The organism is Mesorhizobium newzealandense, assembly GCF_042682145.1.
GTDB lineage: Bacteria > Pseudomonadota > Alphaproteobacteria > Rhizobiales > Rhizobiaceae > Mesorhizobium > Mesorhizobium newzealandense.
Window position 1 is genome coordinate 21,453 of record NZ_JBHUGZ010000012.1, and the last position, 25,438, is coordinate 46,890.

A 25,438-nucleotide genomic window follows, 5' to 3' on the forward strand; every position below is an offset into this window, starting at 1 on the left:
CTAGTTTCGTACGCGCTCAGTCGTCCTTGTCCTTCGGCGCATCCGGACCCTGGAAGTTCCGGAACGACATGCCGCCGGCGCTTCCGAGGTTTTCGATCGGCAGTCCCAGGTCCTTCATGAGACCGTCTACGAAGGCGACCTGAGTGCGATACTTCATGGCGGAATTCACCACACGGTCTGTCATGTTGCCGCCGCCAGAGCCGCCCTCTCCCCCGCCACCCATCTCGGACGGGCTGTTGAGACCCGGCAGCCCGTCGACCTGGAGGATCTTGATCGATTCGATGTTTTCCATCGGCTTGACCGTTTCGCGGATGATGCTCGGCAGATTGCTGACGAGGTTTTCGTAGATGGCACTGCGTCTGCTGGCATCCGAACGGGTGTTTTCGGACTCGTTGAGCATGCGCTTCCCGGCGGCGTCCTTGGCATAGCGGACCTCGGCCGCATTGGAGTCGGCGATTTCCGCCAGCGCCCTGAGTTCCGTGGCTTCCTTCTCGGCCTTTGCCGAAGAAACGACGCGTTGGGCGTCACGCTCGACCCTGGACGAGGACTGAATGAGCTCGATCCGCTTGATGCGTTCGGCCACCTCTTCTTCGCGTGCGCTGTTGACCTGCTCTTCCTGTTCAACCTGTTTTTTCAGGGCTTCCGCAGCCTCGGTCTTTGCGTAGGCTTCCTCGATCGACTTGTTGATCACCGCGATCAGGCGCTCCTTGTCGATGATTTCGACTTCCTTCTGCTGCTCGATCTCAAACTTATCGACAAACTTCCGCGCAGCGATGCGCAACTCGTCGATCTGGCGGTTGGCGGCGATCGACGCGTCCTGAATCTCCTGAAACGCCTTGGTTTCGGCGAGCTTGATCTTCTGGTTTTTCTCGATCTCGAGCTGCACGATTTCCTCGTCGACCCTCAAGCGTTCGACATCGACATCGTAACGTTTCTTCAGGCGCGCCTTTTCCTGGTCAGCCTCAGCAAGTTCGTTGCTGATGCGAACCTCTTTCGACTTCGCCACGGCGAGCAATTCAATGGTTTTATCGGTTTCAATACGGTGCGACTCGGTTATCCGCTGGTTCTCCAGTTTGGCCTGGTCGATCTCTGCCGATGACGTCGTCTCGATGATCGACAGCTCCTGACGCGAACGGATTTCAAACTCCTTCACATGCTGCTCGTTGTCGATCCGCTCCGCCTCAACTTCCCGGCGGTTCTGGATCCTCTGCATCTCGAGCTCACGGCGCGACATAATCTCCGTCAATTCGGTCTCTTGCTGTTTCCTGATCTCCAATGACCGCACCTCCGACTGAGTGTTGATCCGTTCGGAATCGATGAGCCGGTCCTTGGCGATACGAATCCGCTCGCCTTCTTGTTCGCTGCGGATCCTGGCGTTCTGAATACTGATTGTGGAACTAGATCTCTCGGCCTCAATCTCGGCCAGTTGGGCGGCTTTACGGATTTCGATCGCTTGCGTCTGTTCGATGCGGGCGTATTCGAGGTCACGCTCGATCTCCAGAGACCGCTGCTCGGTCTCGAAATCCTTGAGCTTGATGCCGATCCGCGATTCGTTTTCGATGCGGTTGCGAAGCTGGCGGCGCTCTTCGATCTGCTCGGTCAGCTGCGTCAGGCCTTCGGCATCGAACGCATTGGAGGGATCAAATACGGAGATGTCGGTCTGGTTGAGGCTCGTCAGAGAGGCATTTTCAAGCTCGAGGCCATTCGACCCCAGGGTCGTCGCCGCCAGGGCGGCCGCCTCACTCATGTAGCGGCCGCGATTGGTGTGGATTTCATCCATGGTCATCGTGGAGGCGATGGCCGACATCGCATCGATGAACCGGCCCTGAACGATCTCCTTCAGCGCGGCAGGGTTCTGGGTGCGGTCACCGAGGGTGCGGGCCGCAGTCGACACCCCGGCTTCCGTCGGCACCACCCGCACGAAGAACTCGGCGATGATGTCGATGCGCATTTTGTTCCTGGTGATCAGGGATTGCTCGCCGAGCCTCCGGATCTCCACCGGGATCGCGTTCATGTTGACGCGCGTGATGTCGTGGACAATCGGGATGATCAGCGCACCACCGCCCATGACCACCCGCTCGCCGCCGAGGCCGGTTCGGACGAAGGACTGGTCTTTTGACGAGTGTCTGTAAAGCCAGTGCAGCAGATAGACACCGATCGCGATGATGATCGTTATGAGAATAACGACTGCGATCACATCAGAGCCATTCATGGGACGATCCTCCACTTAACCGCGGGCGCCGAGCAGGTTGGCGCGAAAGATTGACAGCCTTCAGAAACGCTCCTCGCCGGCGACGGCGAGGACGATCATTGAGACAGCGATGAGATTGATAAGGTCAGCAACGGTGTAGAGCACAATGATCGGTGCCACGTGTCCCGTGCCGATAACGACATCCACGAAATGCAGGATCGGGTAAATCACCCAACCGATGGTCATGATCAGCCTGATCCAGAAATAACCGAGCCGGATGGGCCGCGTCGACTTGCCAACGGCATCTGCCATGGCGCCGAAATACAATTCGCCCAGGATATAAAGCCAGAACGCGATCGACAGCAGCACGCCAAGGGTTGGGTTGAAAAGCCGTGCATCACCGAGGTAGCGAGCAAGCACCATCAGGATTGCCGCGGCCAGTGTCCGCCAGAACACGCCCACGGGCACTTTCCCTGCAATGCAGGTAAAGAAAAACACCGATGCGACCTGCATCGGCTGGACCACGAACCACGCGACGTAGCGTGAGGCGGCGCTGAGCTGCTGGCCCACCAGCCAGATGTTGGAGGCAGCATAGTATTCAAGGCCCGACGCCAGGAGCGCAACGGCTGACAGCGCCAGGGGAACCCGCCAGCGCTCTGACGTCCATGTCAGGCCCAGCATTGCCAGGGCAGCTGTGGCAAACATGGCAAGGGTTGCAACGCTGAGCGCGGTGCTGACCACGGCGCTGGACTGAAAGAGTGTTCCAAACATGGGCTTTCCCTAGACCTGGGCTCTGATGTGAGGGGCGCGGCCGTAGAGCGCGACCATCGGCAGGATCAGAAGACCGAAAATGAATTGTTGCCATTCGTATTTGAGCCCGATGCCAATCAGGAAGGCGCTCAGGACTTGCAGGACGAGTACCCCGATCACGGTGTAGCCATAGCCGCCATATCCGCCCATGAGCGACGTCCCGCCGATCACGACTGCGGCCAGGGTTGTGAAAAGATACTGGTCGCCGACCCCGATGAAGCCACCCCCGCTCCAACCGAGCAGGAGCGCCCCGGTCAACGCCGCGGAGAAGCCGCTGATGGTGTAGGCGAGTGTCCAGTATTTGAACTCGGAGACGCCGATCAGCTTGGCCGAGCGGCGATTGCCGCCCAGGGCGTAGATGTAGCGGCCGAAGGCGGAATAACGCAGGCCAACGATGACTATGACCGCGATGACAATCCACAACAGGATCGTTGGCGGGACAGCCAGGCCGAAGGTACGACCGTTCATGGCGGCGAGATTTTGCAGCCATTTCGGAACGGTCCCAAAGACGTTGCCGCCAAAGGACGATCCAATGCTGGTCAGAATCTGGACAAGCCCAGCGATTGCAAATCCCATTCCGAGGGTGAGGATCAATGCCTGACCTTGCAGGCGGTAGGACAGAACGCCGTTCAAGAAACCCAAGGCACCGCCGATGATCAGCACGAACACCACCGCGAGCCAGGGCGGTACGCCAAGACCGATCAGGAACAAAAGCCCTATGTTGGACGCGCCGATAACAAACGGGATCGAGAGGTCCAAGCCGCCGAGCAACGCCACCAGCGTTTGCCCGACGCAGGCAATGCCCAGGAAGGCTGCAAACAGCAAAATTGCTTTGATGTTGGCTGCGGAGAGGAACCCGTTGATCGTAAAGGAACTGATCACAATCAGCGCCAGCAGCACAATCAGTCCAATAAAGGCGCTGCGGCCATGGGCGAAACGGTTACCGACCTTGAACGCAAAGACCAGGATCGCTTCCAGCAGCAGGAAGGCTATCAGGTTGCCAAGGGATCTGAAGGACGGGACCGTGGCCGTGATCAGCAGATACACGATCAACATCACCGCCATGGTGATGATCAGAACTCGGTTGCCGGCCCAGACGCCACCGGCGCCAGCCGGGGCTGCAGTGTCGGTTTCAAGAGACGAAGATCGGGACTCGAAGATGACGGCGACGTAGTTGATCAGCCAGAACAGCACGGCGGCCAGAACGATGGTGTAGAGGATGACGATCTGGGCGCTGAGCCCCTGCCAAAAACCCAGGCTGAAGCTGATCGCCGCCACCACGAACGTGACGGCGAGGTTAAGCCACACCAAGGCGCGCGAATGGGGGATGAAGAGACCGCCATTGCGGCCGCCGTCGCCGAAAGTCTGACTCATGGCCCGATCCCCAACGATTGTCCTGTCGCCAGAATTCCGGCCGCGTGGCTTTGCTGGCCGACGACCAGGAAGAGGAGCAGGATGAGTGCCGAGACGAAGACATAGATGAAGGCGCCAAGGCGCACGGAAACCGCTTCAGCTACGATGACGCGGACAGTGAACGTCAGCACGGCCAAGATGACGGCGAAGCCGAAGACGATCTTTTGCAGCGGCGTGAGATCGGGCAGAGCCGGCCCGCTTCCCGACTGTACGGGCAGCAGCAGATAGCGGGTCATCACGTCCGGATTGGACTTGAAGGCCTCGCCGGCGACGGCCACGCCATAGGTATCGCGGGTGCTGATGTACAGCATGATCCCGACGACCACGCAGCCCAGGACCGCGAAGGCCGCAAAGGGTGAAATGAAGTGGAGGTATCGCCCGATGATGGGGACCAGAAGGGTCAGCAAGAGCGACAGAACGAGGATCAGCCCGTAGAAAAGCTGCGTCACAAAGGCTTGCGTGGAACCGAAATTGAACGTGGCAAGAACATAGCCGATAAGAAAGAGGTTGAGCGCGCCCAGCAGCCCGCCAGCCACGCCACCGCGTCCACCGGACAGGCTGACCCCGCCCAGCACCAGGACGGTCACTGCCGTCAGCGTCATGGTGGTGCCCTGTGTCGGATCTCCTGACGAAATCAGGGCGGTATAGCAGATCGCGCCCAAGCCAACGAAGAGACCTGCGATGATGTGAGCCCCAATACGCACCACGTTGATGCGGACGCCGCTCGTATAAGCCGCACGCTCATCGTAGCCCATCAAACGCAAATTCGCGTAAAACGACGTCGTGGTGAACAGCAGCCAGGCCGCGATAGCCAGCAGCACGATCAGCAAGATCGGTGAAAAGATCGTGTTGCCGAGGCCCCAGGACGACATCCAGTCCGGTGCGGTGCCGCCAGGTCTTGGGAGGATGACGAGGTTGATCCCGGTCAGGGCCAGAAAGCCACTGAGCGCTACAATGATCGGCTGGACGCGCACGAAAATGATGATGAGGGCAAAGAAGAGCTGATAGAGAACGCCAATCCCCAGGGCGACCAGAAAGACGCCAAAGGGACCCGTGACGATGCCAAGGCCATTGAGCTTGACGATCGTGACGTTGATGAAGGCGAGCAAGGGTCCGACCGCAAGGTCGACTGTCCCACGTCCCGCCACAGCCAGGGCCATGAGTGAGAATGTCGCCAGGATCAGGGGCGCCGACACGATGATCGCGCTACCGAACCCCGACAAGGACACAAGGTTCGGCCCCCTGATGACCGCGGTACTCAAGAGCAGCGCGATCAGCAGGATCGGGACCAACAGGTAGGTGTTCTGGGAACCCCTGGACTGGGACATCAACATTTGTCTTTCGTTGCTAGCGCAACCTAGAACTCGATGACCTTCCGGCCTTCACTGGTCCGCTCACTGCGAGCGGTCGACCGAGTTTCGGAAATGCTCCGTCCGGAAAGGGCGTTGCTGCCCTGGCCGCGCCGTTCGGGATCCGCACCAAGGATCTTCTTCAGCACCGGCGTGATCACTTCCTTGAATTTTGCCGGGTCTTCCGAGGTCGGGAAGTGGCCGCCGCCAAAGATGATGCATTCCGAATTCTTGACTTTTTCGGCCGTGCGCTGGGTCATTTCCGGCGTGCAGGCGAAGTCATACTCACCGGTAAGGAAATAGATCGGCACCTTCCCAGAAATCTTCTGGCATTGATCCCGGAAGTCAGAATCGACGCTGTAAAAGTACAGATCGCCCTTGAAGATGCCGGGACCGCCCTGCGCGTAGTACCACCAGGTTTCCCACCGATAGTCGTCCGGCGAGAGCGGTGCCATGAGGCCGAACACCGAAGTCGCAACCACCTCGCCGCCATGGATATGGGGGTGATGCAGCGCGTCGATCCACCATCCCGGCGAGTAGTCGCATGCCTCTAGCGCGATAAAGGCCGAAAACTCGCTCTCATAGCGCAATGCCAGCGCCAGGCAGATGTTGCCGCCCATCGACTGGCCCATGAGGACCGGCTTGCGCAGTTCGAGGGCCCGACAGAACGCCACGATGAACTCGCAGTAAAATTTGGTTGTGAGTTTGTACTCGTCTTCCATCAGGTGAAAGTCTGCAGGCGGGATCGACTTGCCGTGCCAGGGCATGTCGAAAGCGATAACGCGGAAATTCAGGCTGATGTCCGGGTCGCACAACTGGTGCCGATACTGGCGCCCGTCCGTGCCGGCCGTGTGCAGGCAGACCATCGGAATGCCCTCGCCGTGTTCCTCGTAATAGGTGCGGTACGTCTTGCCTTCGCACTGGACGTAGACGTAGCGCCCAACGATTGGATCGTGTGTATTCATGACAACTCTCCTGCGCTGCCGTTAAACTTGTCGCATCAGCGAGAGCATGCGCGTCAGCGCCCGCAGATTTTGCCAGAAGGGGAGCGAATTGCCCTCGATAATCAGCTGCTTGTGCAGCGGATGCGCCATCGCCCATATGTCGTTGAACATCGGCGGTGGGATTTCCTGGGCAAATTTCGACCAGGCGCTGCTCGGCGCCTTGAGCCAAAATTCGACTCCCATGTCATTCGGAGTGAGGCCTTGCGCAATCTTCTGGATCTTGCCGCCCCGGACGTCGACGAGATACTCCGTGTCGTCGAAGCCGAGCACGAACTTACTCGTGAAAAACCGCCCTACTACCGGCAAAATGCGGTCGTCATTGACCTTCCTTGCCCATCGCTCGATCCACTCCAGATCAAAGCTGCTCCTGCTTCCATATCTACTCATGCGATCCTCCTGATTGGGGAATTACTTGCCCGGTTTTTACGCGGGCAGAGACTTCTTTGCTGGCCCGTAGACTGCCACGAACGACGCTGCATCGATGGCCACCGGCATGACCGCAGCCGCAAATGCGCCAAGATCGGCGTCGGCCGGCAACTCGACCTTGTCCGCCTTGAGCGCATAGAGCGTGAAAAAGTACCGGTGAGCCCTGTCCGGTGGCCAAGGGCCGCCATATCCCTTGCCGAACCCTGGGATCTTGAATGTCACGAAGTCGCTGTTGAACTCAGCGGCGCCGTGCGTCAGCCGCAAGCTGCCGCTGGCGCCTTCTGGGAGCTCACGAACCTCGACCGGAATGTTCGCCACCAGCCAGTGCGCAAACGAGCGGGGGAAATTAAATGCTTCCGGCAGATCAGGATCGGTGACGGCCAAGGCAAAGCTGCGCGTGCCTTCCGGCGGCCCAGACCAAACAAGTCTCGGCGAAAGCCGGTTGTCCTCGGTGAACCGGTCCGGGATGACGCTACCAGGCGCGATATCAGGACAACTCAGCATGAAAGATGGGGTTGCCGCCATATGGTTTACCTCCTTGTTCAGCAGCGTCACAGGCCTCGGCACCGGCCTGCCCTGCTCAAGTCTGGGATTGTGACTCTCGGCGACAGTCGCCGGCTTGCCTGGGCCATTCTCGTTGGCGGCCTCGCCGGGCAAGCGCGCCGTCGCGCGGCGGCCGAACATGGCGTTGAGGATGGCATGGCCATCGAAAGGCGGTTCGAAATCCGCCGATATGGCGCCATTGCGAAACACGTGAACCCGCGTGCACAGGTTCAGAAATTCCTCCAGTTCACTGGACAGGAAAACCACGGCGTTGCCGCGCGCAGCGAATTCCTTCAGGTTGCGGTAGAGATCGAGCTTGGCCCCGACGTCGATGCCGCGGGCAGGATCGTTGAGCACCAGAACCACCGGTTTTTCCGCGAAGGCCCTGGCAATCAGTACCTTCTGCTGGTTACCGCCGGACAGCGACGTGATGAGGTTCTCCGGGCTCCCCATCTTAACGGCCAGTTTGCTGGATTCCCACTCAAACACCGGCGTCAGCTTGGTGCGGTTAATGAAGTTGAGCACCCCGCCCGAGCGGAATTCGCGATACACCGGAAGCAGCAGGTTCTCGTAAATGCTCAGATTGGGAAAGGTGCCCTCTTTCTTGCGATCGCCGCTGACATAGCTGATGTTATTGCGTCGCGCCGATGCGAGATCCGTGACCTCACTGGCCTTGCCGTCGTTGACCACCACCAACCGGCCGGCGATCGGAGACTGGATGCCAGCGATGCATCTTACGAAATCCGCCTGCCCCTGCCCATCCAGCCCGGTAATCCCGACGACCTCGCCAGGATACACGGTGAATCTCACGGGGGCAGCGTCTGACCAGACCCGAAAATCGGTTGCGCGGAGGACCGGCCGATCGCCGCGCCGCGTCGGCAACGGCTGATCACGATTTGTGCCGCTGCGCTCGGCACCGGCAATCAGTTCGAGAATCCTGGCCTCGGTAATCTCTTCCTTCGCCAGCCTGCCGACATCCACGCCGTCGCGCAAAACCGTCGCACGGTCGGCGATACGCACCAGCTCGGCGATCCGGTGGGTGACGATCAGGATGCTTGCCCCCCGTTGCTTGAGCTGCCGCATCTTGCGGAACAGCCTTTCCGTGGAATCGAAGTCGAGCGCGGCCGAGGACTCGTCGAGAATCAGGACTTTGGGATCAGTCAGGAGAGCCCTGGCTATCGTCACCCATTGTTTGACGCTCAGGGGTAGTTCGCCCACCAACCCGGAGAGATTGATGTCAAAGCCGAGGAGTTCGCGCATCAATGCGGATGCCTTGGCTTCTTTTTCTTCCCGGTTCATGGACGCACCCAAAAGGCCATCCGCGCCCAGATAGAGGTTATCCAGCACCGAGCACTCGTCCGCGACGAGCACCTCCTGAAAGACATTTGAGATGCCCAGCTGGCGCGCCTCGTGCGGAGACGTTGCCGACTTTCCGAGTATCGACACCTGGCCACTGTCCGGTATCAGTACGCCGGAGATGACCTTCGCCAGCGTGCTCTTGCCCGAGCCGTTGCCGCCAATGATCGCATGAACCTCCCCAGCGTAGGCCGTCAGGTTGCAACCGCCGAGCGCTACAGTCGGCCCGAAGGTCTTCCTGACCGATGAGAGTTCAACCGTGGGGTACGACATCATAGGTCCAGTTGGCCGACGTTGGTCGGCTAGACTTGCACGGAATGAAGGAAATGCCACCCCGTCACCGCTGACGGGGTGGCCAGACCTCTTTCGGTCAGTTCGCCTTGAAGGCTTCGGGATCGGCCGGACGTAGGAAAAACTGGTCCAGGTAATCCTTGCTTGCCCAGTTTTGGGCACCAACGTTGTACCAGCCATCGGAATCTTCGCTGCAATCAGCCGGGACGGCCTTTTCAAGCTGGTCGTAGGTCATGGTCTGCGGCTTGGTCAGGATCGACTGGATCTTCGGGCCTTGGCCCTCGAGCGTGCGCATCATGACATTCCAGCCGAACTCGAAGTCGTCCCCCGGAGGCCAGGCATGGATCGCCTGCGAGATGAAATCCTTGTTGTTGCGCCAGTAGCAAAGCGCGCCGATCTCACCGCCGATCGAGAACGGGACCATATCGCGGCCGCTTTGCTGCAGTGCGCGCAAGGCGCCCAGTTCAGATGCCGACTGTATGATGATGCCGTTCAGATCGCCTGGATTGGTGGCCAGCCACTTCTGGATTTCCGACTGGGCAACCTGATCGGTCCACATGCCGGCAACCTGGCCCACGACCTTGATGTCCGGGTACTTCGCCAGGGCCTTCAGAACGCCGACGTTCTGTGAGTCCGAAGCAGACGCGCCCGGAATGCCTTCGACCACCAGGACATTGCCCTTGCCGTTGATCTGCTTGGCCATCCATTCGCCGAGCATGCTGCCACCCACGACGAAGTTCGCCGAAGTGTTCACCGCATAAGGCGAGGTGAGATAGCCAACGGCAGAGAAAACCGGGACGTCACGCTGGTGGGCATATTCGACGGTCTGGTTCAGTGACGTCGGGTTCGAGCAGCAGACGATGATCGCGTCGACGCCCTGGTCAACCAACTGCCGCATCTGCTGAATCTGCGTGGAGTCGTTCAGATTGGACTGGGTGATGATCACGTCCTTGATCAGGCCGAGCTTCTTCCATTTCGGAATAATCTCTTCCTGGAGCCGCTTCATGACGTCGGCGCGCCAGGTGTTACCAGCATAGGAGCTGGCGTAGCCGATCGTCCAAGGCGGACCCTTCTTGGGCTTCCAGTCGCGGTAGGCGCTTTCCGCGAGCGGCTGCATCGGATCCATCATGTCTTTGCTATAGAGCTCATCCTGGATGCTCTTGGGCAGCTCATCCACGCCACCGGCAAATGCAGGGGTGACGCTAGCGATCGTTGCGACAACGGCAAGCGATCGCAACATGGTTGCGAATGTCGTCAATTTATCCTCCCTTAGTGCCGGGCGTTGAGCCGTGGGCACGCTGAGTTCAGTGGAACCCGTGGGGGACTATCGGGCAATCAGGACTTTGGAGGTAATACATTTTTCAAATGCGCTCTATACGCTTTCGCTATGGACCTGCCCCCGCGTCGCGGCTCTCGTTTCAGGGAGAGGCCGGGCACTTACACCACCCGCATGGAGGCCTGCTCACCTGTCGCGGAGGTCGACGAGATGGTACGTGAACTCGATGCAGAAACCGACTGCCGCTGGTATCGATTTGCTTCGTCATTCGTGACCTTTGAGATGGGGCAAGGGTAGCTTGGGTGAGGTCGGAGCGTCGCACCTGTCGCTTGCTGACCCAAGATAAGGGCGTGCGAAGCTGGTTTCAGGCCGGCAGCGATCCGATTTGAGCGGTTGGATGAATGCTGCTTGCGGGGCCTCAACACCTCCCGGAGTTACTTGATCGCCAGCGCGTTCGGCGGCGAACCAACGCCTCCGACAAGGTTCAACGGCTTGGCTGTCAGCAGGAACTCATACACGCCATCCCGCGCGCAATCCGCGGCCAGCTCGTCAAGTTTCCACATCTCGCCGAGACAGACGCCGAGAAGCGCAATGAGATCGGGATGCATCAGGCGCCCGACATTTGTTTCGAATGGCGACGTCGGGATGCTCGGCATCACCTCGACCACGACGGTATCGCTTGCGAGGACTGAGAAGTGGTTGTCCCAAATCCAAGCCAGCATCTCGCGCGACTGTTCGACACCGCAGAATGTGCGCTCCTTGATGATCCAAGCCCTATCCTCCGTCGTCAGATCGTTCAGGAAATGTCTGGCCCAGCCGGTATGCAGCAGAAGGATATCGCCTCGTTCGAACGAGATGCCCTGGGCCTCGGCCGCTCCCTCCAGATCACTGAGCGCAATCACGGAGTTGGTGGCGAGATCCAGAGGTCGCCCTTGCTCCTCAAGATATCGCTGGACATCGAGAAGCACGCCCCGGCCCGCAATTCCTTTCTGGGCAATGTGCTGAACCCCGAGCGCCGGCGAGCCCGCCTCCACTGCTGACGCTGGCACGTTTCCATAGAATCCGTGGATCTTGTGGCGATGGTGCCGCAGACCGTCGATCTGCGAGCTGCCTTGCAAAAAGAAGTCGCTGACGAAATCGTCATAGACTTGACCGTCATGACGCGACACGACGGTGTGCTGAATTCCTCGACGGTAGGGGGAAACCGGCGGCGCGAACGCGTTCAACTCGTAGTCCAGATTGAAGGTTGCGCCACGCTTCACCAATGAGGCGGCGCTGACGACGGCCTCCGGAGACAGAAGATTGATCGTCCCGATATGATCATCGTCACCGAAGACGCCCCAGCCCGAACCAGCCGGGCCATCCGTGCGAGCCATGATCTCTGAGTAACTGGGCAAATTCGGATAGGGTGCTCTCATCGGTCTTTCCTCCTCGCGGGTGGCTGATGCATTTTTATCTTGGCTGTCGAGCGCGTACGCGATCCCGCGGATGCGCTCTGAGCATTCGGCACAATCAAGCGCCTTTGCCGACAGTCCCACGACCAGCGCTTCGAGCGATCCCGCACCTTGATCAAGTTTTGACTAAACTGTCCCTTTAGTCAAGACAGTGTCCCACTTAATGCCGTCGAAAAGACTGAGGTGGCGGCGCCGCGGCCGCTTCCCAGTGGTGGCTCCAGCAGCCCCATGACTCGAAGCCAGCCGCTTCGCCCCCTGCCCATGCCGGGCCAACAATTCTGAGCGACATGCGTTAGAGCGACAGGAGCTCACCCAGGGTCACATTGACCCGGATGATTGCGTATCCTTCGCTGTCAACCTGATCTCGACCGTCGACCGAAAGCTGTGATGCCGATCTGTTTCTGATCAGTTGCCAGTCGTCCGCGGTGGTGGCGGGCGGCATGGGGCCGTCCTTTGGAATCACAAGTCTGAATGCCGGCAGATGTTTGTAGAGATAGTCGCAATAATGTTCGGCCATTCGCCTATCTCCTTGACGACGCAGCGATACGCGCACCAGGAATGTCTTCTGACCGTATATCCTGTTGATAGGCGCCAAAGCCCTGACGCTCGATGTCCTTCATCACCTCGGCATGGACTTTGTCATAAGGCCGCTCCTCCTTGAACTTCCAGTCAATGGGATCCAAACCCGAGGGAAAGGAGCTGCCGCTCTTCAAGACCAGGCGGAAGCTCGGCCGCCTGAGGTGAAGGAAATAGCTGTAGGTGGACATGTCTTCCTCCATAGTTGTTCGTTTTCATCTCTACGCTGCCCAGGCGGGCCGACGGGTCGCGTGCTCCCTGTACGCAGGTACTCAGTCAGTCGGTGATCACAGGTGGTCGAATCCACTGTCTGCCAGCCGTCTCTTCACCGCAGGACCAAGCTGAGAGCCCCCTTTTGCGACGAGCCAGTCTCGGCTTTTTGTGACACCATCGATGACTGCGTTCAGATCGAAATTCGTGAGGACACCATTCTTCTTCACGATCTTGCCGGCGATCAGGACAGTCTCGACATCGGCGGGGGTGGCTAAAAGGACGATCGTCGACAGGGGATTGTTGAGGGGCGAAAGGCGGACCGATCGGGTATTCAAAAGCACGATATCGGCTGATTTGCCGACTTCGAGCGTACCTGTCCTGTCCGACAGGCCGAGGGCGGCAGCTCCCCGCGCTGTCGCCATCTCCAATATGTCGGCCGTTGTGATGTCCCAAGGCTCGACACCCTTGTCTGCAAGGGTTGCCTCATATCCCAACATCCCCCGCAGTGAGCTTAACGTCGACCGCATCGTGCCGAACATGTCACCTGCTACGAAAATCACGGAGTCCGTTGATAACGCCGGCCTTGTCCCGTGGCTCAAGGCGTTTTGAGTCGCGGGCATTCCAAATCCGACAAACATTTCAGCGCAGGGAGAAATCGAAATATGGCCACCTGTACCAGCGATAAGATCGTACTCGTCGGGGGCTAGATTGTTGCAATGAATATAAACCGTGCCCGGCCACAGAAGATCGTCCTGCTGTAGCAATCTGATCGGGTAGGTGCGTCCTCCCCAAAGCCCTCCTCCGATCCCGCCATCCGTGGCGATCCGCAGGCCGAGTTCACGTGCCAGGTGCCAGTCATGAACTCGCACCACGCGCTGGACGAGCTGTGGCGCCCGAGCAGCGAAGGCCATGGTCACGAGCGCCTCGTCATCCGAAAGCTTCTTGCGCAGACGTCGCACGTCGGAAGGATGCTTACGATCGCTGTTCGACCACCAAAGCGGCGCATCGGTGTCATTTGGTGCGCTGTGCGCGAAAACGGCTCGCATGCCCGACGCCTGCAAGGCCGCGACCGAGGCGTCGGCATGTTCGGGGCTGTTCAGAATATGAACCCAGTCCAACACAGTTGTGATGCCGCAGTCGATCAGTTCCAGGGCGCCGGCCAGGGTCGCGGCGTAGACATCTTGCGGACGGAAAAAAGGAACCAGCGCTTCGCGGAGCTGATGTCTGTACTCCGGCGCGATCATGTCGGAACACATTCCCCGCAAAGTCGTCTGCCACAGATGCCGGTGTGAATCGATCAGCCCTGGCATGACGATTGCGTGGCGCGCATCGACAACATCGCACTCTGCCGGCACGCTTCGTTCGCCGGAGGGCGCAATGGCCACGATCTTTTCACCGCTCAGCCAGACATCGTGACTTGGCAAGGGAGCTTGTGCCGAGCGGCCAGTCACAACCGTTCCGCCAAGAATAACCCTGGTCATTTTGTCTTGCACAAGCATCTCATTCTGCTCCATTGCCGCCGGCGAACCATTGTGTGTGCGAGCGCCGAGCCGGGCCGCTGTTGTGGAGGACGATGTGCCTCGCGCCAACGAATGCGTCGCAGCAATGCAGTCTCGCGGCCGGCCAAGCCAAAATCCCCAACCCACCTCCTGAAATCATTGCGACACCTGGGGAACCGGCAAATCTTTAGAATTTCGGCTACCAGATCACGCCAATTTCTTCGACGACAATTGGACCAACCGCGACCAGGACAATCCCCACAAAGATGACACCGAGATAGGGCCATATCGCTTTCATGACCACGGCCGGTTCGACGCGGCAAATGGCGCAGGCCGTGTAGAAGCCGACGCCAAAAGGCGGGGCGAAAAGCCCAAGGCCCATGGCCATCACCGTAACCAGCGCAAAGTGCACCTCGGATACACCCAGGGACTTGGCAACCGGGAAAAGCAGAGGTCCAAGGAGGACAATGGCCGGAATGCCCTCCAGGATGCTCCCCAGAATGATGAACACGATGATGGATATCACCAGGAACCCGTAAGTTCCGCAAGGGAGTGTACCCGCCACGCCGGCAAGGATCGATGAGAAGCCGGACTGGACGAAGCCCCAAGCCATGGCGTTCGCGGAGGCCAAGATTATGAAAATGACCCCCGTCAACGCCGATGCGTCCTTTAGCGACGCATAGAGGCGGCGCCAGTCGAAGCGGCGTTCGATCAGCAGAGTCAGGATCAGGACATAGGCAATGCCGACCGTCGCCACCTCGGTCGCGGTGGCGATGCCCTCGACCACCGCGCCTCGGATCAGGAATGGCAGAACCAGCACGGGCACTGCGACGATCGCCAGTTTGCCGATCTTGCCCCAGCTTGCCTTCTCGGACTGGTCCTCGCCCGATCTTGCGGCCCGGAACCGGGCCAGCACACAAAGAAGGGCCGCGAGGGCAAGCGCCGGATACCAGCCGGCCGCAAACAAGGCGCCGATCGAAACGCCGGTTACGGCCCCGGTCATGATGAGGATCAGGCTTGGCGGAATTGTCTCCGACATGGCGCAGGATGCGGCGAGCAGACCGACGATTTCGCCGTCATTGGCGCCGCGGCGGCGCATTTCCGGCACGAGGACCGGGGCGATCGCCGCCATGTCGGCAGCCTTCGACCCGGAAATGCCTGACAGAAGAGCCATGCCGCCGATAAGCACATAGGATAAGCCGCCCCTCACATGGCCGACCAACGCCACGAGAAGCTTGACCATGTTGTTGGCCATGCCGGAAATGACCAGCAGCGCACCAAGCGCGATGAACAGCGGAGCCGAAAGAAGCAGGATGTGAGCCATCCCCGTTTCCATCCGGGCCGGCACGATGTCGAGTGGGGCGTGTGTGGCAAACAAGACATAGGCCATTGCCGCAATCGCGAAGCAGAAAGCGATTGGCAGGCCAATCGCTATGCAGGCCCCGACGAGCCCGATGAAGAAGACGACCAGGTTCAGATTGCCCAAGCCAGAAAATTCGTCTTGGAGCATCCAGGCTGCCGCCATGACGGCTGCGACCGTTCCAAATGCCGCAAGCGTCGTCGACCGATTGTCAGCCGTGATTTTCTGGATCAGGGTACCAAGAGCCAGGGTCGCGATCAACCCGAGCCCGACAATCAACGCACCCGTTTGCCAGGCGGGTGAGATCTCAAGCACGGGCGTCATCAAGCCAAGGTCCGCTCTTGCATCCTTGAGCGCATAGAACGCCAAAGGCCCCGCCACGAGCGCCGTGAGGATGAGACATACCATTTCGAGGAACGCCCTCGCCCTGATCGGCAGCGCGTCCGACAGAACGCTTAGCCTCAGATGCTGACCGGCATGAAAGGCAACTACCGCACCCAGCATGGCTTGCCAGATGAGAATGAGCTCGGCCAGTTCGTCCGACCAGATCAGCGGCGAGCGAAGGACGTATCGGAAGAAGACCGCGGCCGACAATAGGACGATCTCGCCAATCAGGAGGATGGCGCCTGCATGGGCAGCCAACGCCACCACCAGATCCAAAATCCTGGACAGCGAGTCTCTCTTGGGCATGCCGACGGTTTTTGCCTCATGGCATTGAACGATTGCGTCGAGTGTCTTTCCGTCGTCGGCCGCGGTCATGGTCATCTCATCCCAGCTTTCCGACTGCGCCTTCGAGGACACCCCATGCCTCCGCGCCGATTTGTTTTTTCCAGTCTGAATAGAACTGGGTTCCTTGCAGTGTCTTGCGATACACGCCCGGGCCAGGGCTGCCGAACTGCAGCCCTTTCTGATCGAGATCCGTCCGCACCGCGGCGACCTGCGTTGCTATGTCCTTGCGCTGTTGCAGAGCGGCCTTCTGGAAATTGCGAGCCACCACCTGACGAATATCCTCCGGCAGTCTCTCCCAAGCGGCGCGGTTTGCCACAGGCACCCAGCCGTCCCAGGTGTGGGAGGTAAGCGTGCAGAACTTCTGTACCTCATAGAACTTGTAGCTGGCGACCACCGTCAGCGGATTCTCTTGCGCATCCACCGTCCCGGTCTGCAGCGCTGAATAGAGATCACCGAAAGCGATCGGAGTGGGCGAGGCGCCGAGCGCACTGAACAGCGACGTCAGGAATGGAGTTGGGGGCGTCCTGATCCGGACCCCTTTCAGGTCTGCGGGCTGCGCAAACAATCCGTTGTTCGACGTTACATGGCGAAAACCGATGTCATGGATGCCATCCACGACGGCCAGTTCGCCGTGCTCGGCGATCACTTTGGCCACATATTTGCCCAGATCACCGTCGATGGCCTTCCAGACTTGGTCGTAGTTCTCGAAAATGAATCCCAACGTCGGCAAACCGGCTCGCCGATCGAGCGTGGAAAGTATCCCGAAGGACGAGGTCAGGAATTCAAGGGCGCCGGACCTGACCTGATTGAGCGTCTCGACTGGGTTACCCAAGGCGCCATTGGGAAAGCCCTGGATCTGCAACCGGCCATTCGTCTCCTCGGCAATCGTCGCGGCGGCTTCCAACATCCGCTTCGGCAGCGGCTGATCGTCGCGAAGCTCGAGGCCAAGCTTGTAGTTGAACTCGGCCGCACGTGCGTTGCGGATAATGAACGGACTGGCAATGGCTATGCCACCCAGCTTCAGAACGTTCCTTCGAGACATTGTTTGCATTGACAGTCCTCCCTTGATCGCGAGCGACATGCCCGCCATTTCTGTTTCTAGATGGCGCGGCGCGGTCTACGGCGCCCTACCCGCATCCAGCTCCTCCGTGCAGGCCATGAAGTCACCCCTGCGGGTCCAAGCGGCTCTGCGGCTCACTGCCAATTCGATTTTCCGTGCCAATCCCGAAGTCGGGCACCAGGTCTCGGCCTCATGCCAGGCGGCAAGGTCCTTCGATGAAACCAAAGGCAGTTAGCCCGGCGTCAGCCGACAAGCCGGCAGCGTTGACCTTCGGTTTGACCAAGCGGGATACAAATCACCGCGCTCCTCCCTACTTGTCCCACATACCGGGACGATGACCCAATTTAGCAGATAGGCACGAAAACGTCAACGTTCTTGGATTGAAAGAACCACCGGAGTAACTGAAAAGTGCAGAGCATTCGCGGGCGCAGGCACGAGCCAAAAAGCTGCCCTCGGGTGCGTCAGGGGGGTAGAATACGTGCCGTTTGCATTCGCTTCAGCCAGTGCAAAATGGCGTCTTCCGTGTCCGTACAGTCACTAAAACCGGCCTTGCGCAGCTTGATTGGGCTCATCAGCCTGTCGAAGGGGCGCTCGCGCCCATAGCCCAGAGTCAGATCCGCAGTCTGCCAGGAAGCACCGACGATTTCGTTCATGGACAGGATTTTGAGGCTGTGAGCTGCCACAATGCGATCCCACCAGTCCGAAAAGAGCGGCATCTGCTCGCTTAGCTTCATAGGCTCGTCATCGCCGACCGGCATGTTGAAGTGGGCGGCGATCGAGGGCCAGAGGTCACGCCAGACGACGGCGTCTCCATTGACGACATTGAATGTCTCGCCCGCCGCCTCAGGCCGTGTGGCGCAGAACTCCGCAGCGCCCGCAATGAGCCGGCTGTCGGCACAGGCGGTCACATAGGCGCCGCCGCCTGGGAACGTCAATGGCCGTCCCATCTCGCGCATGACGCTGGCATAGACACCCAGCGCCGCGACAATGTTCATTGGACTGCGCAAGGCATCGCCGAGAATAAGCTGCGGCCGCAGGACCGAGAAGGCCCAACCCGCCTCGGCGGAGCGAGCCCGCAAATAGTCCTCCTGCTGCCAGTAGAAGATATGATGCGACATCCGCGGCCAGCGTTCCTTGGCCGGAACCGGCACCCGCCCGAGGTGCGAACCATAGGCCTTGCCGCCCTGCAGGATCGTGACGTGGCTCAGTTCGGATGTCGCCTCGACGCTTTCCACGACGTTCTGCAGCATCTGCAGGTTGATGCCCGCCTGCGACGTGCTGCGCCAGCCCGTCTCCAGATCCTCCTCTTCGTAGAGAGCGGCATAGAGGATATGGGTGATCCTTGGTGCCCCCTTGAATGCGTTGAGGCAGGCGTCGCGGTCGGTCAGGTCGACCGCAATGTGATAACTCGCCTGCGCCAACGGAGGGCGGCGGGACAAAGCCACAACGTCCCATCCGGGCAAGAACGAGAAATGTTCGGTGGCGGCCGCCCCCACAAGGCCCGTTGCCCCAACGATCAGTATCCTGCGCTCGCCCACTGTCATTTCTCCCGTTGGTGCTCCGACGCCTAGAACGAGGCGCCGGATTCCTCTTCGACGATCTTCGCGAGATCGCGGAACCGCTCCGGCACGATGTTCGGATGGCCGACCGTCACAACGGACTGGAACAGCACCTCAAGAACCTCGCGTGCCGAAGCGCCTTGCTTGATGGCCGTGCGCATGTGGTGGCGGGTCTGGACGATTTCTCCAATGGCGAGAGTGTTGCCAACCATGCACAGGAGCCGGGTCCGGTGATCGAGAACCTGTCGACCGTACATGTCGCTGTAGCCGAAATCGTAGAAGGCGTGCGTGAAGTTTTCGTCGAGAGATTCGAGGAAGGTCGCGTTGTTCAGCGTGTGTAGCGGCCGAAGCACCAGCGCGATGCTGATCCCGTGCCAGCCATACTTCTTCAACAGGGAATCTGCCCGTGGATCCTTTGAATCGACCGGATGCCAGGTTTGGCGCTCGGCCTCCAGGCTTCGTTCCGCATTGCGTTGGCCCGGTTGCAGGGCCTTCGCGCTGACGCCGTCGAGCAGACCGCGTGCGCCGGCCTCCTCGGCGAATATCTCCAGCGGCTCGTCCACGATCGACTCGCCGCCGTAGATCGAGCACTGGAGTATGACCTCGAGAACTTCGTTGAGATTTAGTCCGTGGTTGCAGGCGGCAATCACGGTTTCGCGCAGTCGGGCGTGCCGGCGGGACATGGTGAACTGGCCGACCATGACGAGCAGCCGGGTGCGGACGTCCAGCACCGGGCGGCCAAACAGTCGGGCGGCATAGGTCAATACAGCCTCTGCGAAGGCAGGGTCGATGCGACGGCGCAGTTCAAAGCGCTCGCGCACGCCCGGCTGGAATTGTTCGACCACAGCAAGCAGGGCCTCGATCTTGGAATCGCCCTTATTGTGTCCTTGCGCCATCACATCGTCCTCCATCTGGCTTTAGGCAGCAGGTTCGACCGCCCGAAATATGTTGACCTGGATTCACGCTGCGTCCTCGACTGGGTTGCGCAGCAGGCCAACGCGGTCGATCTCGACTTCGACCACGTCACCCGCCTTCATCCACAGGGGAGGTTCCCGCTTCATGCCCACCCCGCCGGGTGTGCCTGTTACGATGACGTCGCCGACCTCGAGCCGGGTGAAGGTGGAGCAGTAGGCGATGATCGTAGGGATGTCGAAAATCATATGGCCGAGGGTCGACTTCTGCACCGTTTCGCCGTTCAGGCGCGTTTCGATCTGCAGGTTGTCGAGCGGGCCGACCTCGTCCGGTGTCACAAGCCAGGGTCCGAAAGCGCCTGTGCCGATGAAGTTCTTTCCGGGCACGAATTGCGAGGTGTGGCGCTGCCAGTCCCGGATCGATCCGTCATTGTAGCAGGCATAGCCAGCAATATGACTGAAGGCATCCTCCTCACGAATGGATCGGCCGCCCTTTCCGATCACCAGGGCCAGTTCGCCCTCATAGTCGAATTCGATCGACTCTTTCGGGCGAAGCAGTGGCCTGCCATGCCCGACTTGGACATTGGCAAAACGGGTGAATAGCGTCGGATGTCCCACGACGGCCCGCCCCGCTTCTTTCCTGTGCTCCTCGTAATTCAGCCCGACGCAGATGATCTTGTCGGGGTCGGGGATAACAGGAAGGTACTCGATATCTGCTAGGGGCAGACGGCGCGCAAGGGCGCCGAGAGATGCCAGATCGCTCTTGTCCGACATGGCCTGTCGAAGTGTCGAGGGAGCACCATCGACCAAGCCAATTGCCAATGCATAATCGCCAGAAACGACGCCCCAGGTCGGCAATCCGGAAGCAAAAAAACTGAGATACTTCATGTAGGCTCCATTCAGGTATTCGCGACTTCGCCAAGACCCGCCAGACTGTTTGGTCAGATAACTTTTCCAGGATTTAAGATGTTCATGGGGTCGAATGCCGCCTTGATGGAGCGCATCATTGCCAATTCGTGAGCCGTCTTGTAGCGCTTCAACTCACCCCGTTTCAGCTGGCCGATGCCGTGTTCGGCACTTATCGACCCACCGAGCGCATGGACGGCGTCGTGCACCATCACATAAATCCGATCATGGCTGCGCTGTAGGGCATCCTCTGCGAACCTCGGAGAGGGGCCGACGTTGTAGTGAAGGTTACCGTCGCCAAGATGCCCAAACGGCATTACCGACAGGCCAGGGAATGTCGTCGAAAGGTTTCGGTCCATTTCCTCGACGAATTCGGGGATTTTCGAGATCGGAAGCGCGATGTCGTGCTTGATGCCTTTGCCGCCCTTGGCCTGCGCTAGCGTGATGCTTTCGCGAAGATGCCAAAAGGCCCGCTCCTGTTCCACGCTCGTCGCAATGGTCGCGTCGCAAATCTCACCCGCCTCCAAAGCGTCGCCCAGCATGGTTTCTAGGCACTCGCCCAGCCCTTCCCGGTCCTGGCTGCCGGACAGTTCCAGCAAGGCGAACCAGGGCGCATCGACTGAGGAGCCGTCGAAAGGCAGATGTTGCTGCGGAAATTGTGATGTGACCAGTTTCAGGCACTCATTCGCCATGACCTCGAATGCCGTCAAACTCGACCCAATTTGCGTCTGAAGTCGGATGAGCAGCTGGACACAGCTCGCCATCCCTTTTGTCGCCACAAGCGCCGTCTGGGTCATTCGGGGCAGCGGGAAAAGCTTCAGCGTAGCGGTCGTGATAATGCCTAGCGTCCCTTCGCTGCCCACGAACAATGACTTCAGGTCGTACCCCGTGTTGTCCTTTCGCAGGCCGCCAAGCCCGTTCCATATCTCCCCGTCAGCGGTGACGACTTCGAGACCCAGCGTCAGTTCGCGTATTGTGCCGTACCGCAACACCTGCGATCCGCCGGCATTGCTGGCAAGATTGCCACCAATTGTGCAGCTGCCTTCCGCCGCAAGCGATAGCGGGAACAATCGATCCCGGTCGCGGCAATATTCCTGAAGGGTCTGCAGCACGCAGCCAGCTTGGACGGTGACCGTGTTGTTTTCAGGATCGAAGCCGCAGACACGGCTCAACCGCGACATTGACACGACCACGGCCTTGCCACTCGCGTCAGGCGTGGCGCCACCTACCAGCCCGGTGTTGCCGCCCTGGGGAACGATCGGGATTTCCGAGCTGGCGCAAAGTGCCACGATCCCGGCCACTTGCTCGGTGGTCGCAGGCCGCACCACGCACTGCGCGGCGCCCTGATATACTCCTCGCCAATCGGTCAGGTAAGGTGCCGCGTCGTTGCCTGTTAGAACATTTGCGGCGCCGAGCATCGACCGGAAATTAGACAGTAAGTCCATGGTGCCTCGCCAAACTGTAGGCAAGCGTCGTCGTGCGACGCATTCTGAGGCGCATCGCAGTGACACCCGCCGATCATCCTTCGCTGGGACTGACCCTTGCTAAATGCGCTCCACGCCGATGGCAGTCAGCATGGATGAAAGCGCCTCGGCGTGCTTGCTCACGCAAAGGCCAATTTTGTCGAGCCCTTCTGGAGGTATCCGGTTCTTGGGAACCGAGACCGTCAGTGCTCCGATCACTCGATCGCCCGAACGAACGGCCGCAGCCGCTCCGCCGACGCCGACCACACGCTCTTCGATACTCGTCGCATAACCATTCTTCCTCGCCAGGGCGACACTGGCCTTCAATTCTGTCAGAGAGTTCTGAGTGTTCGGGGTGTAGACCTTCATATCGAGCTTACCCAAATCGAAGTCTGGCAAGGCCGCGAGAATAGCCTTGCCGACGGCACCCGCATGAAGCGGTATCGTCGAGCCAAGCGCCTGGATGTATCGCACCGGATGATCGTTCTCGATCCGGTGGACATAAGTGGCATGGCCGTCCGCCTCGGAAAACGTGGCGAGATAGCAGGTCTCACCCAGCTCCTGAACCAGGTCCTTCATGATCACATGTGCAATCTGAAGGACAGGCACGACACCGAACACCCGCGCCGCCAGCATCAGCATTCGCGGGCCGACGACATAACTGCCGCTCTCGGATTGTTGAACGAAGTCGCTACGAGAGAGGGCCTGGAGGATCCGGTGCGTCGAACTGCGGCTGTTGTCGGTCGCTTGCGCTATGGCACGGATGCTCAAGCCCTCGGATTTCTCCGTGAGGGCAAAGAGAGTATCCGCAACGAGATTGATCAGCCCGCCAGACTGGGCAGTCTCGTCCTGCGCCGTGCTCGTCCCGTCTTCGTCCAAGGCACTCCCTTTCTATTCCTTCGACCTCAAGCCGCCTTCAGCCCTATGATCTCACGGGCCTCTTGCGGACTGGCGATTTCGCGCCCCAGCATATGTGCCAGGGCAACCACCTTGTCCACTAGTCGCGCGCAGCTGTCGGCTAGCTCGCCGGGATTCAGATATGGGTTGTCCTCGTAACCTACCCGTACATGTCCGCCCATCGAAATCGCCATTGCAAGAATGTTCCAGTGACGCAGGGGATCCATGCAACTGACGTTCCACACGACGCCTTCCGGCAGGCAATCAATCAAATAGAGCAGGCCGCGCTCTGTGCATGGGGTCCAGGAGCCGCCGGACCATCCAATGAACAGTGTCGTCCAGATTCGCTCATCGAGCAGACCCTCTTCCATCAGCTTGCGCATGTTCCAAAGAGCGCCGGTATGGAAGGTTTCAAGCTCCATTTTTACGCCATGCTGCCGCGTCGCCTGGGCGTAGTCGCGCAGTTCGTCCAGCGGATGAAGAGCGTAAATCGCGTTCGGCGGATAATTCTTGTCAGGCTGAAAATATTCGTCGTGAGCATTGAACGCGACAGCCATCATGTCAGGCCCAAGCTTCATCAACGGAACCCGGTCGTCGAGCCTCGCGCCAGCAATGCCGTACTGGATGATGCAATCCGCCTTTTCTTTGATGCCTTCCGTCATCTCCCGCCAACCATCGACGTCAAGGCGGCTCAGCTTCTTGCCGTCTTCCTGGATCTTGTCTTCAAGCCGTCGCACTCCGTGAAGGTGGGCAACGGCTGCTCCGGCGTTCAGGCAGCGCACATACTCGTCGGCAATCAGCGGCACATTCTCGCGCGTCGACGGCATACAGAAATGATTTGCCGGATAAGAGACCCGCGAGTCATAGGCCGCCGTAATAATCAGTTTTTCCAAGTCGATCTCCTCCCTAGCTGCCGGGCTCTTCAGCAATTCAAGCTATGCGTCCGCACTACCAGATGGGACACTGTCTTGTCAACCGGGACATATGAAAAGTGACATAATCGATTGAGTGTAGGCGGAGAAGCCTCCGTCTCCTTAGCGCGGTTTCGCATTCTGCCTATCTTTGCCAGTGGTGTCCCAAAGGGTGACGAACAGTTTCAGAGCGCGTGAGACATCCTGCACCGTGAAAACGAGGCTTGGGACCCAGCACTCTGCCATTCGCCAACGGGAACCCGGATCGACCCAGCATGCTAGCTCAAGCACCGGTGCTTCAATTTTTGCTCAGGTTGCGGCTCCTGGGCGGATCAAAGGGGACTGAAAAGCTTGGTAGTTCGCCAGCGTTTCCCAGCAGGCGCGGTAGACTGTCTCTGCTTCACCTGCACATTTCTGGGTGAAAATCGCACCACAGGTTTGACACGATCTGATCGAGCTCACCGGCTACACAGCGGTCGGTCTCATCCGTTCCACATCGTCGAGCAGAGCAGAGCCTGCATGTGCTCTGCTAAGTCCATCTCGCCGCGCGCCGTGGTCTCCAAAAGAAATCGGGCCTTAGCCAATGGATCGCCTTCTCCGACTGCAGGATAAGCGAGTTCAAACAAGCCGAGCGAGCCGAGTAGTGCATTGGCGATCATGTCGACAGTGCCCTTCGTCTCCCTCAACCCGCGTCCGAAGTCGGTCAAATACCGTGGGGGATCAGGTTTCGAATAGAGGCCGGCGACGCCGGCCCAATTTGGATGAACGATTTCGCTCAGGCTGTCGTACCCGGCACGCACCCCCGGCACCGCCTTGTCCATCCTGTCGATGCAGCTCAGGATTTGCATGGCCTGTGGTCCGTCCGCCCATTTCCTCGAGCCAACGAGAAGCCCGTATCAGCAGATCGTTTAGCTGCTGTGGTGAATGGGTATGCCGCGCATCAAGAATCTCCCAGAGTCCATACAAGGGCAGCATTTTCAGTAAGGGAACGCGTCAATGGGGCCGCAACGCTCAGATCCTCACGCTCAAGCGCATTGCATGCGTTGCGCGCATCTTCGCTTCGCCAGATCAGCGCCTCACGTGCACAAAGCAATTGGAACAGCGCCTTTGAGCGCACGCCCAAGGCCGCGGCCTCGATACGACGCGGCAGATTATCGCCCAGCCTGGTCGCGAACTCGCGCGCTTCGACAATTTCAGCAGAAACCATGTTTGAGGCTGCCTCTATTTTCCTGCCTCTATTC

Annotated in this window: 22 protein-coding genes; all 22 read right to left on the minus strand. The window is 59.5% G+C overall.

Annotated features, from left to right (window positions below; translation table 11 throughout):
- Positions 1–16: 16 nt before the first annotated feature.
- Positions 17–2,212: a flotillin family protein gene (locus ACFSOZ_RS16540; RefSeq protein WP_095090197.1), complete on the minus strand. Its 2,196-nt coding sequence runs from the start codon at positions 2,210–2,212 to the stop codon at positions 17–19.
- Positions 2,213–2,272: 60 nt separating this feature from the next.
- Complete coding sequence (locus ACFSOZ_RS16545) at positions 2,273–2,962, minus strand: bacteriorhodopsin (protein WP_095090198.1); 690 nt, start codon at positions 2,960–2,962, stop codon at positions 2,273–2,275.
- A gap of 9 nt (positions 2,963–2,971) precedes the next feature.
- Positions 2,972–4,375 (minus strand): ABC transporter permease, encoded by a 1,404-nt coding sequence (locus ACFSOZ_RS16550; protein ID WP_095090199.1) that lies wholly within the window; start codon positions 4,373–4,375, stop codon positions 2,972–2,974.
- Positions 4,372–5,748 (minus strand): ABC transporter permease, encoded by a 1,377-nt coding sequence (locus tag ACFSOZ_RS16555; protein WP_379100028.1) that lies wholly within the window; start codon positions 5,746–5,748, stop codon positions 4,372–4,374. Before ACFSOZ_RS16555 ends, ACFSOZ_RS16550 begins: the two co-directional genes overlap by 4 nt.
- A gap of 23 nt (positions 5,749–5,771) precedes the next feature.
- Complete coding sequence (locus ACFSOZ_RS16560) at positions 5,772–6,728, minus strand: alpha/beta fold hydrolase (protein ID WP_095090200.1); 957 nt, start codon at positions 6,726–6,728, stop codon at positions 5,772–5,774.
- A 21-nt stretch (positions 6,729–6,749) separates the two neighbouring features.
- A complete protein-coding gene (locus ACFSOZ_RS16565; RefSeq protein WP_095090201.1) occupies positions 6,750–7,037 on the minus strand; it encodes a hypothetical protein in 288 nt (95 codons plus the stop codon).
- Between the two features lie 153 nt (positions 7,038–7,190).
- Positions 7,191–9,365, minus strand: a complete 2,175-nt coding sequence (locus ACFSOZ_RS16570; protein WP_379100030.1) for a YbhB/YbcL family Raf kinase inhibitor-like protein — start codon at positions 9,363–9,365, stop codon at positions 7,191–7,193.
- Positions 9,366–9,462: 97 nt separating this feature from the next.
- Positions 9,463–10,623: an ABC transporter substrate-binding protein gene (locus ACFSOZ_RS16575; protein ID WP_095090203.1), complete on the minus strand. Its 1,161-nt coding sequence runs from the start codon at positions 10,621–10,623 to the stop codon at positions 9,463–9,465.
- 470 nt (positions 10,624–11,093) lie between these two features.
- Positions 11,094–12,197 (minus strand): cyclase family protein, encoded by a 1,104-nt coding sequence (locus tag ACFSOZ_RS16580; protein ID WP_143748876.1) that lies wholly within the window; start codon positions 12,195–12,197, stop codon positions 11,094–11,096.
- Between the two features lie 208 nt (positions 12,198–12,405).
- The gene (locus tag ACFSOZ_RS16585) at positions 12,406–12,630 is read right to left on the minus strand and encodes a hypothetical protein (protein WP_095090206.1); all 225 of its coding nucleotides are present in this window, start codon (positions 12,628–12,630) and stop codon (positions 12,406–12,408) included.
- Between the two features lie 4 nt (positions 12,631–12,634).
- Positions 12,635–12,880, minus strand: a complete 246-nt coding sequence (locus tag ACFSOZ_RS16590; protein WP_143748878.1) for a hypothetical protein — start codon at positions 12,878–12,880, stop codon at positions 12,635–12,637.
- 96 nt (positions 12,881–12,976) lie between these two features.
- On the minus strand, positions 12,977–14,401 hold the full coding sequence (locus ACFSOZ_RS16595) for an amidohydrolase family protein (RefSeq protein ID WP_167392288.1): 1,425 nt from the start codon (positions 14,399–14,401) through the stop codon (positions 12,977–12,979).
- Positions 14,402–14,600: 199 nt separating this feature from the next.
- A complete protein-coding gene (locus ACFSOZ_RS16600; protein WP_379100032.1) occupies positions 14,601–16,520 on the minus strand; it encodes a TRAP transporter large permease in 1,920 nt (639 codons plus the stop codon).
- Positions 16,521–16,527: 7 nt separating this feature from the next.
- Complete coding sequence (locus tag ACFSOZ_RS16605) at positions 16,528–17,580, minus strand: TRAP transporter substrate-binding protein (RefSeq protein ID WP_095090209.1); 1,053 nt, start codon at positions 17,578–17,580, stop codon at positions 16,528–16,530.
- A 431-nt stretch (positions 17,581–18,011) separates the two neighbouring features.
- Positions 18,012–19,088 carry an SDR family oxidoreductase gene (locus ACFSOZ_RS16610; protein ID WP_379100034.1) on the minus strand — a complete coding sequence of 359 codons (1,077 nt, stop codon included), beginning with the start codon at positions 19,086–19,088 and terminating at the stop codon, positions 18,012–18,014.
- A gap of 29 nt (positions 19,089–19,117) precedes the next feature.
- Positions 19,118–20,005: a carboxymuconolactone decarboxylase family protein gene (locus tag ACFSOZ_RS16615; protein ID WP_378976998.1), complete on the minus strand. Its 888-nt coding sequence runs from the start codon at positions 20,003–20,005 to the stop codon at positions 19,118–19,120.
- A gap of 63 nt (positions 20,006–20,068) precedes the next feature.
- Positions 20,069–20,908, minus strand: a complete 840-nt coding sequence (locus ACFSOZ_RS16620; protein WP_095090212.1) for a fumarylacetoacetate hydrolase family protein — start codon at positions 20,906–20,908, stop codon at positions 20,069–20,071.
- Positions 20,909–20,961: 53 nt separating this feature from the next.
- Complete coding sequence (locus ACFSOZ_RS16625; RefSeq protein WP_379100036.1) at positions 20,962–22,371, minus strand: FAD-binding oxidoreductase; 1,410 nt, start codon at positions 22,369–22,371, stop codon at positions 20,962–20,964.
- A 99-nt stretch (positions 22,372–22,470) separates the two neighbouring features.
- Complete coding sequence (locus ACFSOZ_RS16630; RefSeq protein ID WP_379100038.1) at positions 22,471–23,268, minus strand: IclR family transcriptional regulator; 798 nt, start codon at positions 23,266–23,268, stop codon at positions 22,471–22,473.
- 26 nt (positions 23,269–23,294) lie between these two features.
- Positions 23,295–24,179, minus strand: a complete 885-nt coding sequence (locus ACFSOZ_RS16635) for a beta-keto acid cleavage family enzyme (RefSeq protein ID WP_379100040.1) — start codon at positions 24,177–24,179, stop codon at positions 23,295–23,297.
- A 500-nt stretch (positions 24,180–24,679) separates the two neighbouring features.
- Positions 24,680–25,045: a hypothetical protein gene (locus ACFSOZ_RS16640; protein ID WP_379100042.1), complete on the minus strand. Its 366-nt coding sequence runs from the start codon at positions 25,043–25,045 to the stop codon at positions 24,680–24,682.
- Positions 25,046–25,137: 92 nt separating this feature from the next.
- On the minus strand, positions 25,138–25,404 hold the full coding sequence (locus tag ACFSOZ_RS16645) for a hypothetical protein (protein WP_379100044.1): 267 nt from the start codon (positions 25,402–25,404) through the stop codon (positions 25,138–25,140).
- Between the last annotated feature and the right edge of the window lie 34 nt (positions 25,405–25,438).

Bases quoted from the DNA above. Each gene is read 5' to 3' on its own strand.
- ACFSOZ_RS16575 (WP_095090203.1), bottom strand. From the start codon at position 10,623: ATGTTGCGATCGCTTGCCGTTGTCGCAACGATCGCTAGCGTCACCCCT.
- ACFSOZ_RS16620 (WP_095090212.1), bottom strand. From the start codon at position 20,908: ATGAAGTATCTCAGTTTTTTTGCTTCCGGATTGCCGACCTGGGGCGTC.
- ACFSOZ_RS16540 (WP_095090197.1), bottom strand. From the start codon at position 2,212: ATGAATGGCTCTGATGTGATCGCAGTCGTTATTCTCATAACGATCATC.
- ACFSOZ_RS16545 (WP_095090198.1), bottom strand. From the start codon at position 2,962: ATGTTTGGAACACTCTTTCAGTCCAGCGCCGTGGTCAGCACCGCGCTC.
- ACFSOZ_RS16550 (WP_095090199.1), bottom strand. From the start codon at position 4,375: ATGAGTCAGACTTTCGGCGACGGCGGCCGCAATGGCGGTCTCTTCATC.
- ACFSOZ_RS16615 (WP_378976998.1), bottom strand. From the start codon at position 20,005: ATGGCGCAAGGACACAATAAGGGCGATTCCAAGATCGAGGCCCTGCTT.
- ACFSOZ_RS16585 (WP_095090206.1), bottom strand. From the start codon at position 12,630: ATGGCCGAACATTATTGCGACTATCTCTACAAACATCTGCCGGCATTC.
- ACFSOZ_RS16590 (WP_143748878.1), bottom strand. From the start codon at position 12,880: ATGTCCACCTACAGCTATTTCCTTCACCTCAGGCGGCCGAGCTTCCGC.
- ACFSOZ_RS16625 (WP_379100036.1), bottom strand. From the start codon at position 22,371: ATGGACTTACTGTCTAATTTCCGGTCGATGCTCGGCGCCGCAAATGTT.
- ACFSOZ_RS16645 (WP_379100044.1), bottom strand. From the start codon at position 25,404: ATGGTTTCTGCTGAAATTGTCGAAGCGCGCGAGTTCGCGACCAGGCTG.
- ACFSOZ_RS16555 (WP_379100028.1), bottom strand. From the start codon at position 5,748: ATGTTGATGTCCCAGTCCAGGGGTTCCCAGAACACCTACCTGTTGGTC.
- ACFSOZ_RS16595 (WP_167392288.1), bottom strand. From the start codon at position 14,401: ATGCTTGTGCAAGACAAAATGACCAGGGTTATTCTTGGCGGAACGGTT.
- ACFSOZ_RS16605 (WP_095090209.1), bottom strand. From the start codon at position 17,580: ATGGCGGGCATGTCGCTCGCGATCAAGGGAGGACTGTCAATGCAAACA.
- ACFSOZ_RS16560 (WP_095090200.1), bottom strand. From the start codon at position 6,728: ATGAATACACACGATCCAATCGTTGGGCGCTACGTCTACGTCCAGTGC.
- ACFSOZ_RS16640 (WP_379100042.1), bottom strand. From the start codon at position 25,045: ATGCAAATCCTGAGCTGCATCGACAGGATGGACAAGGCGGTGCCGGGG.
- ACFSOZ_RS16600 (WP_379100032.1), bottom strand. From the start codon at position 16,520: ATGACCGCGGCCGACGACGGAAAGACACTCGACGCAATCGTTCAATGC.
- ACFSOZ_RS16570 (WP_379100030.1), bottom strand. From the start codon at position 9,365: ATGTCGTACCCCACGGTTGAACTCTCATCGGTCAGGAAGACCTTCGGG.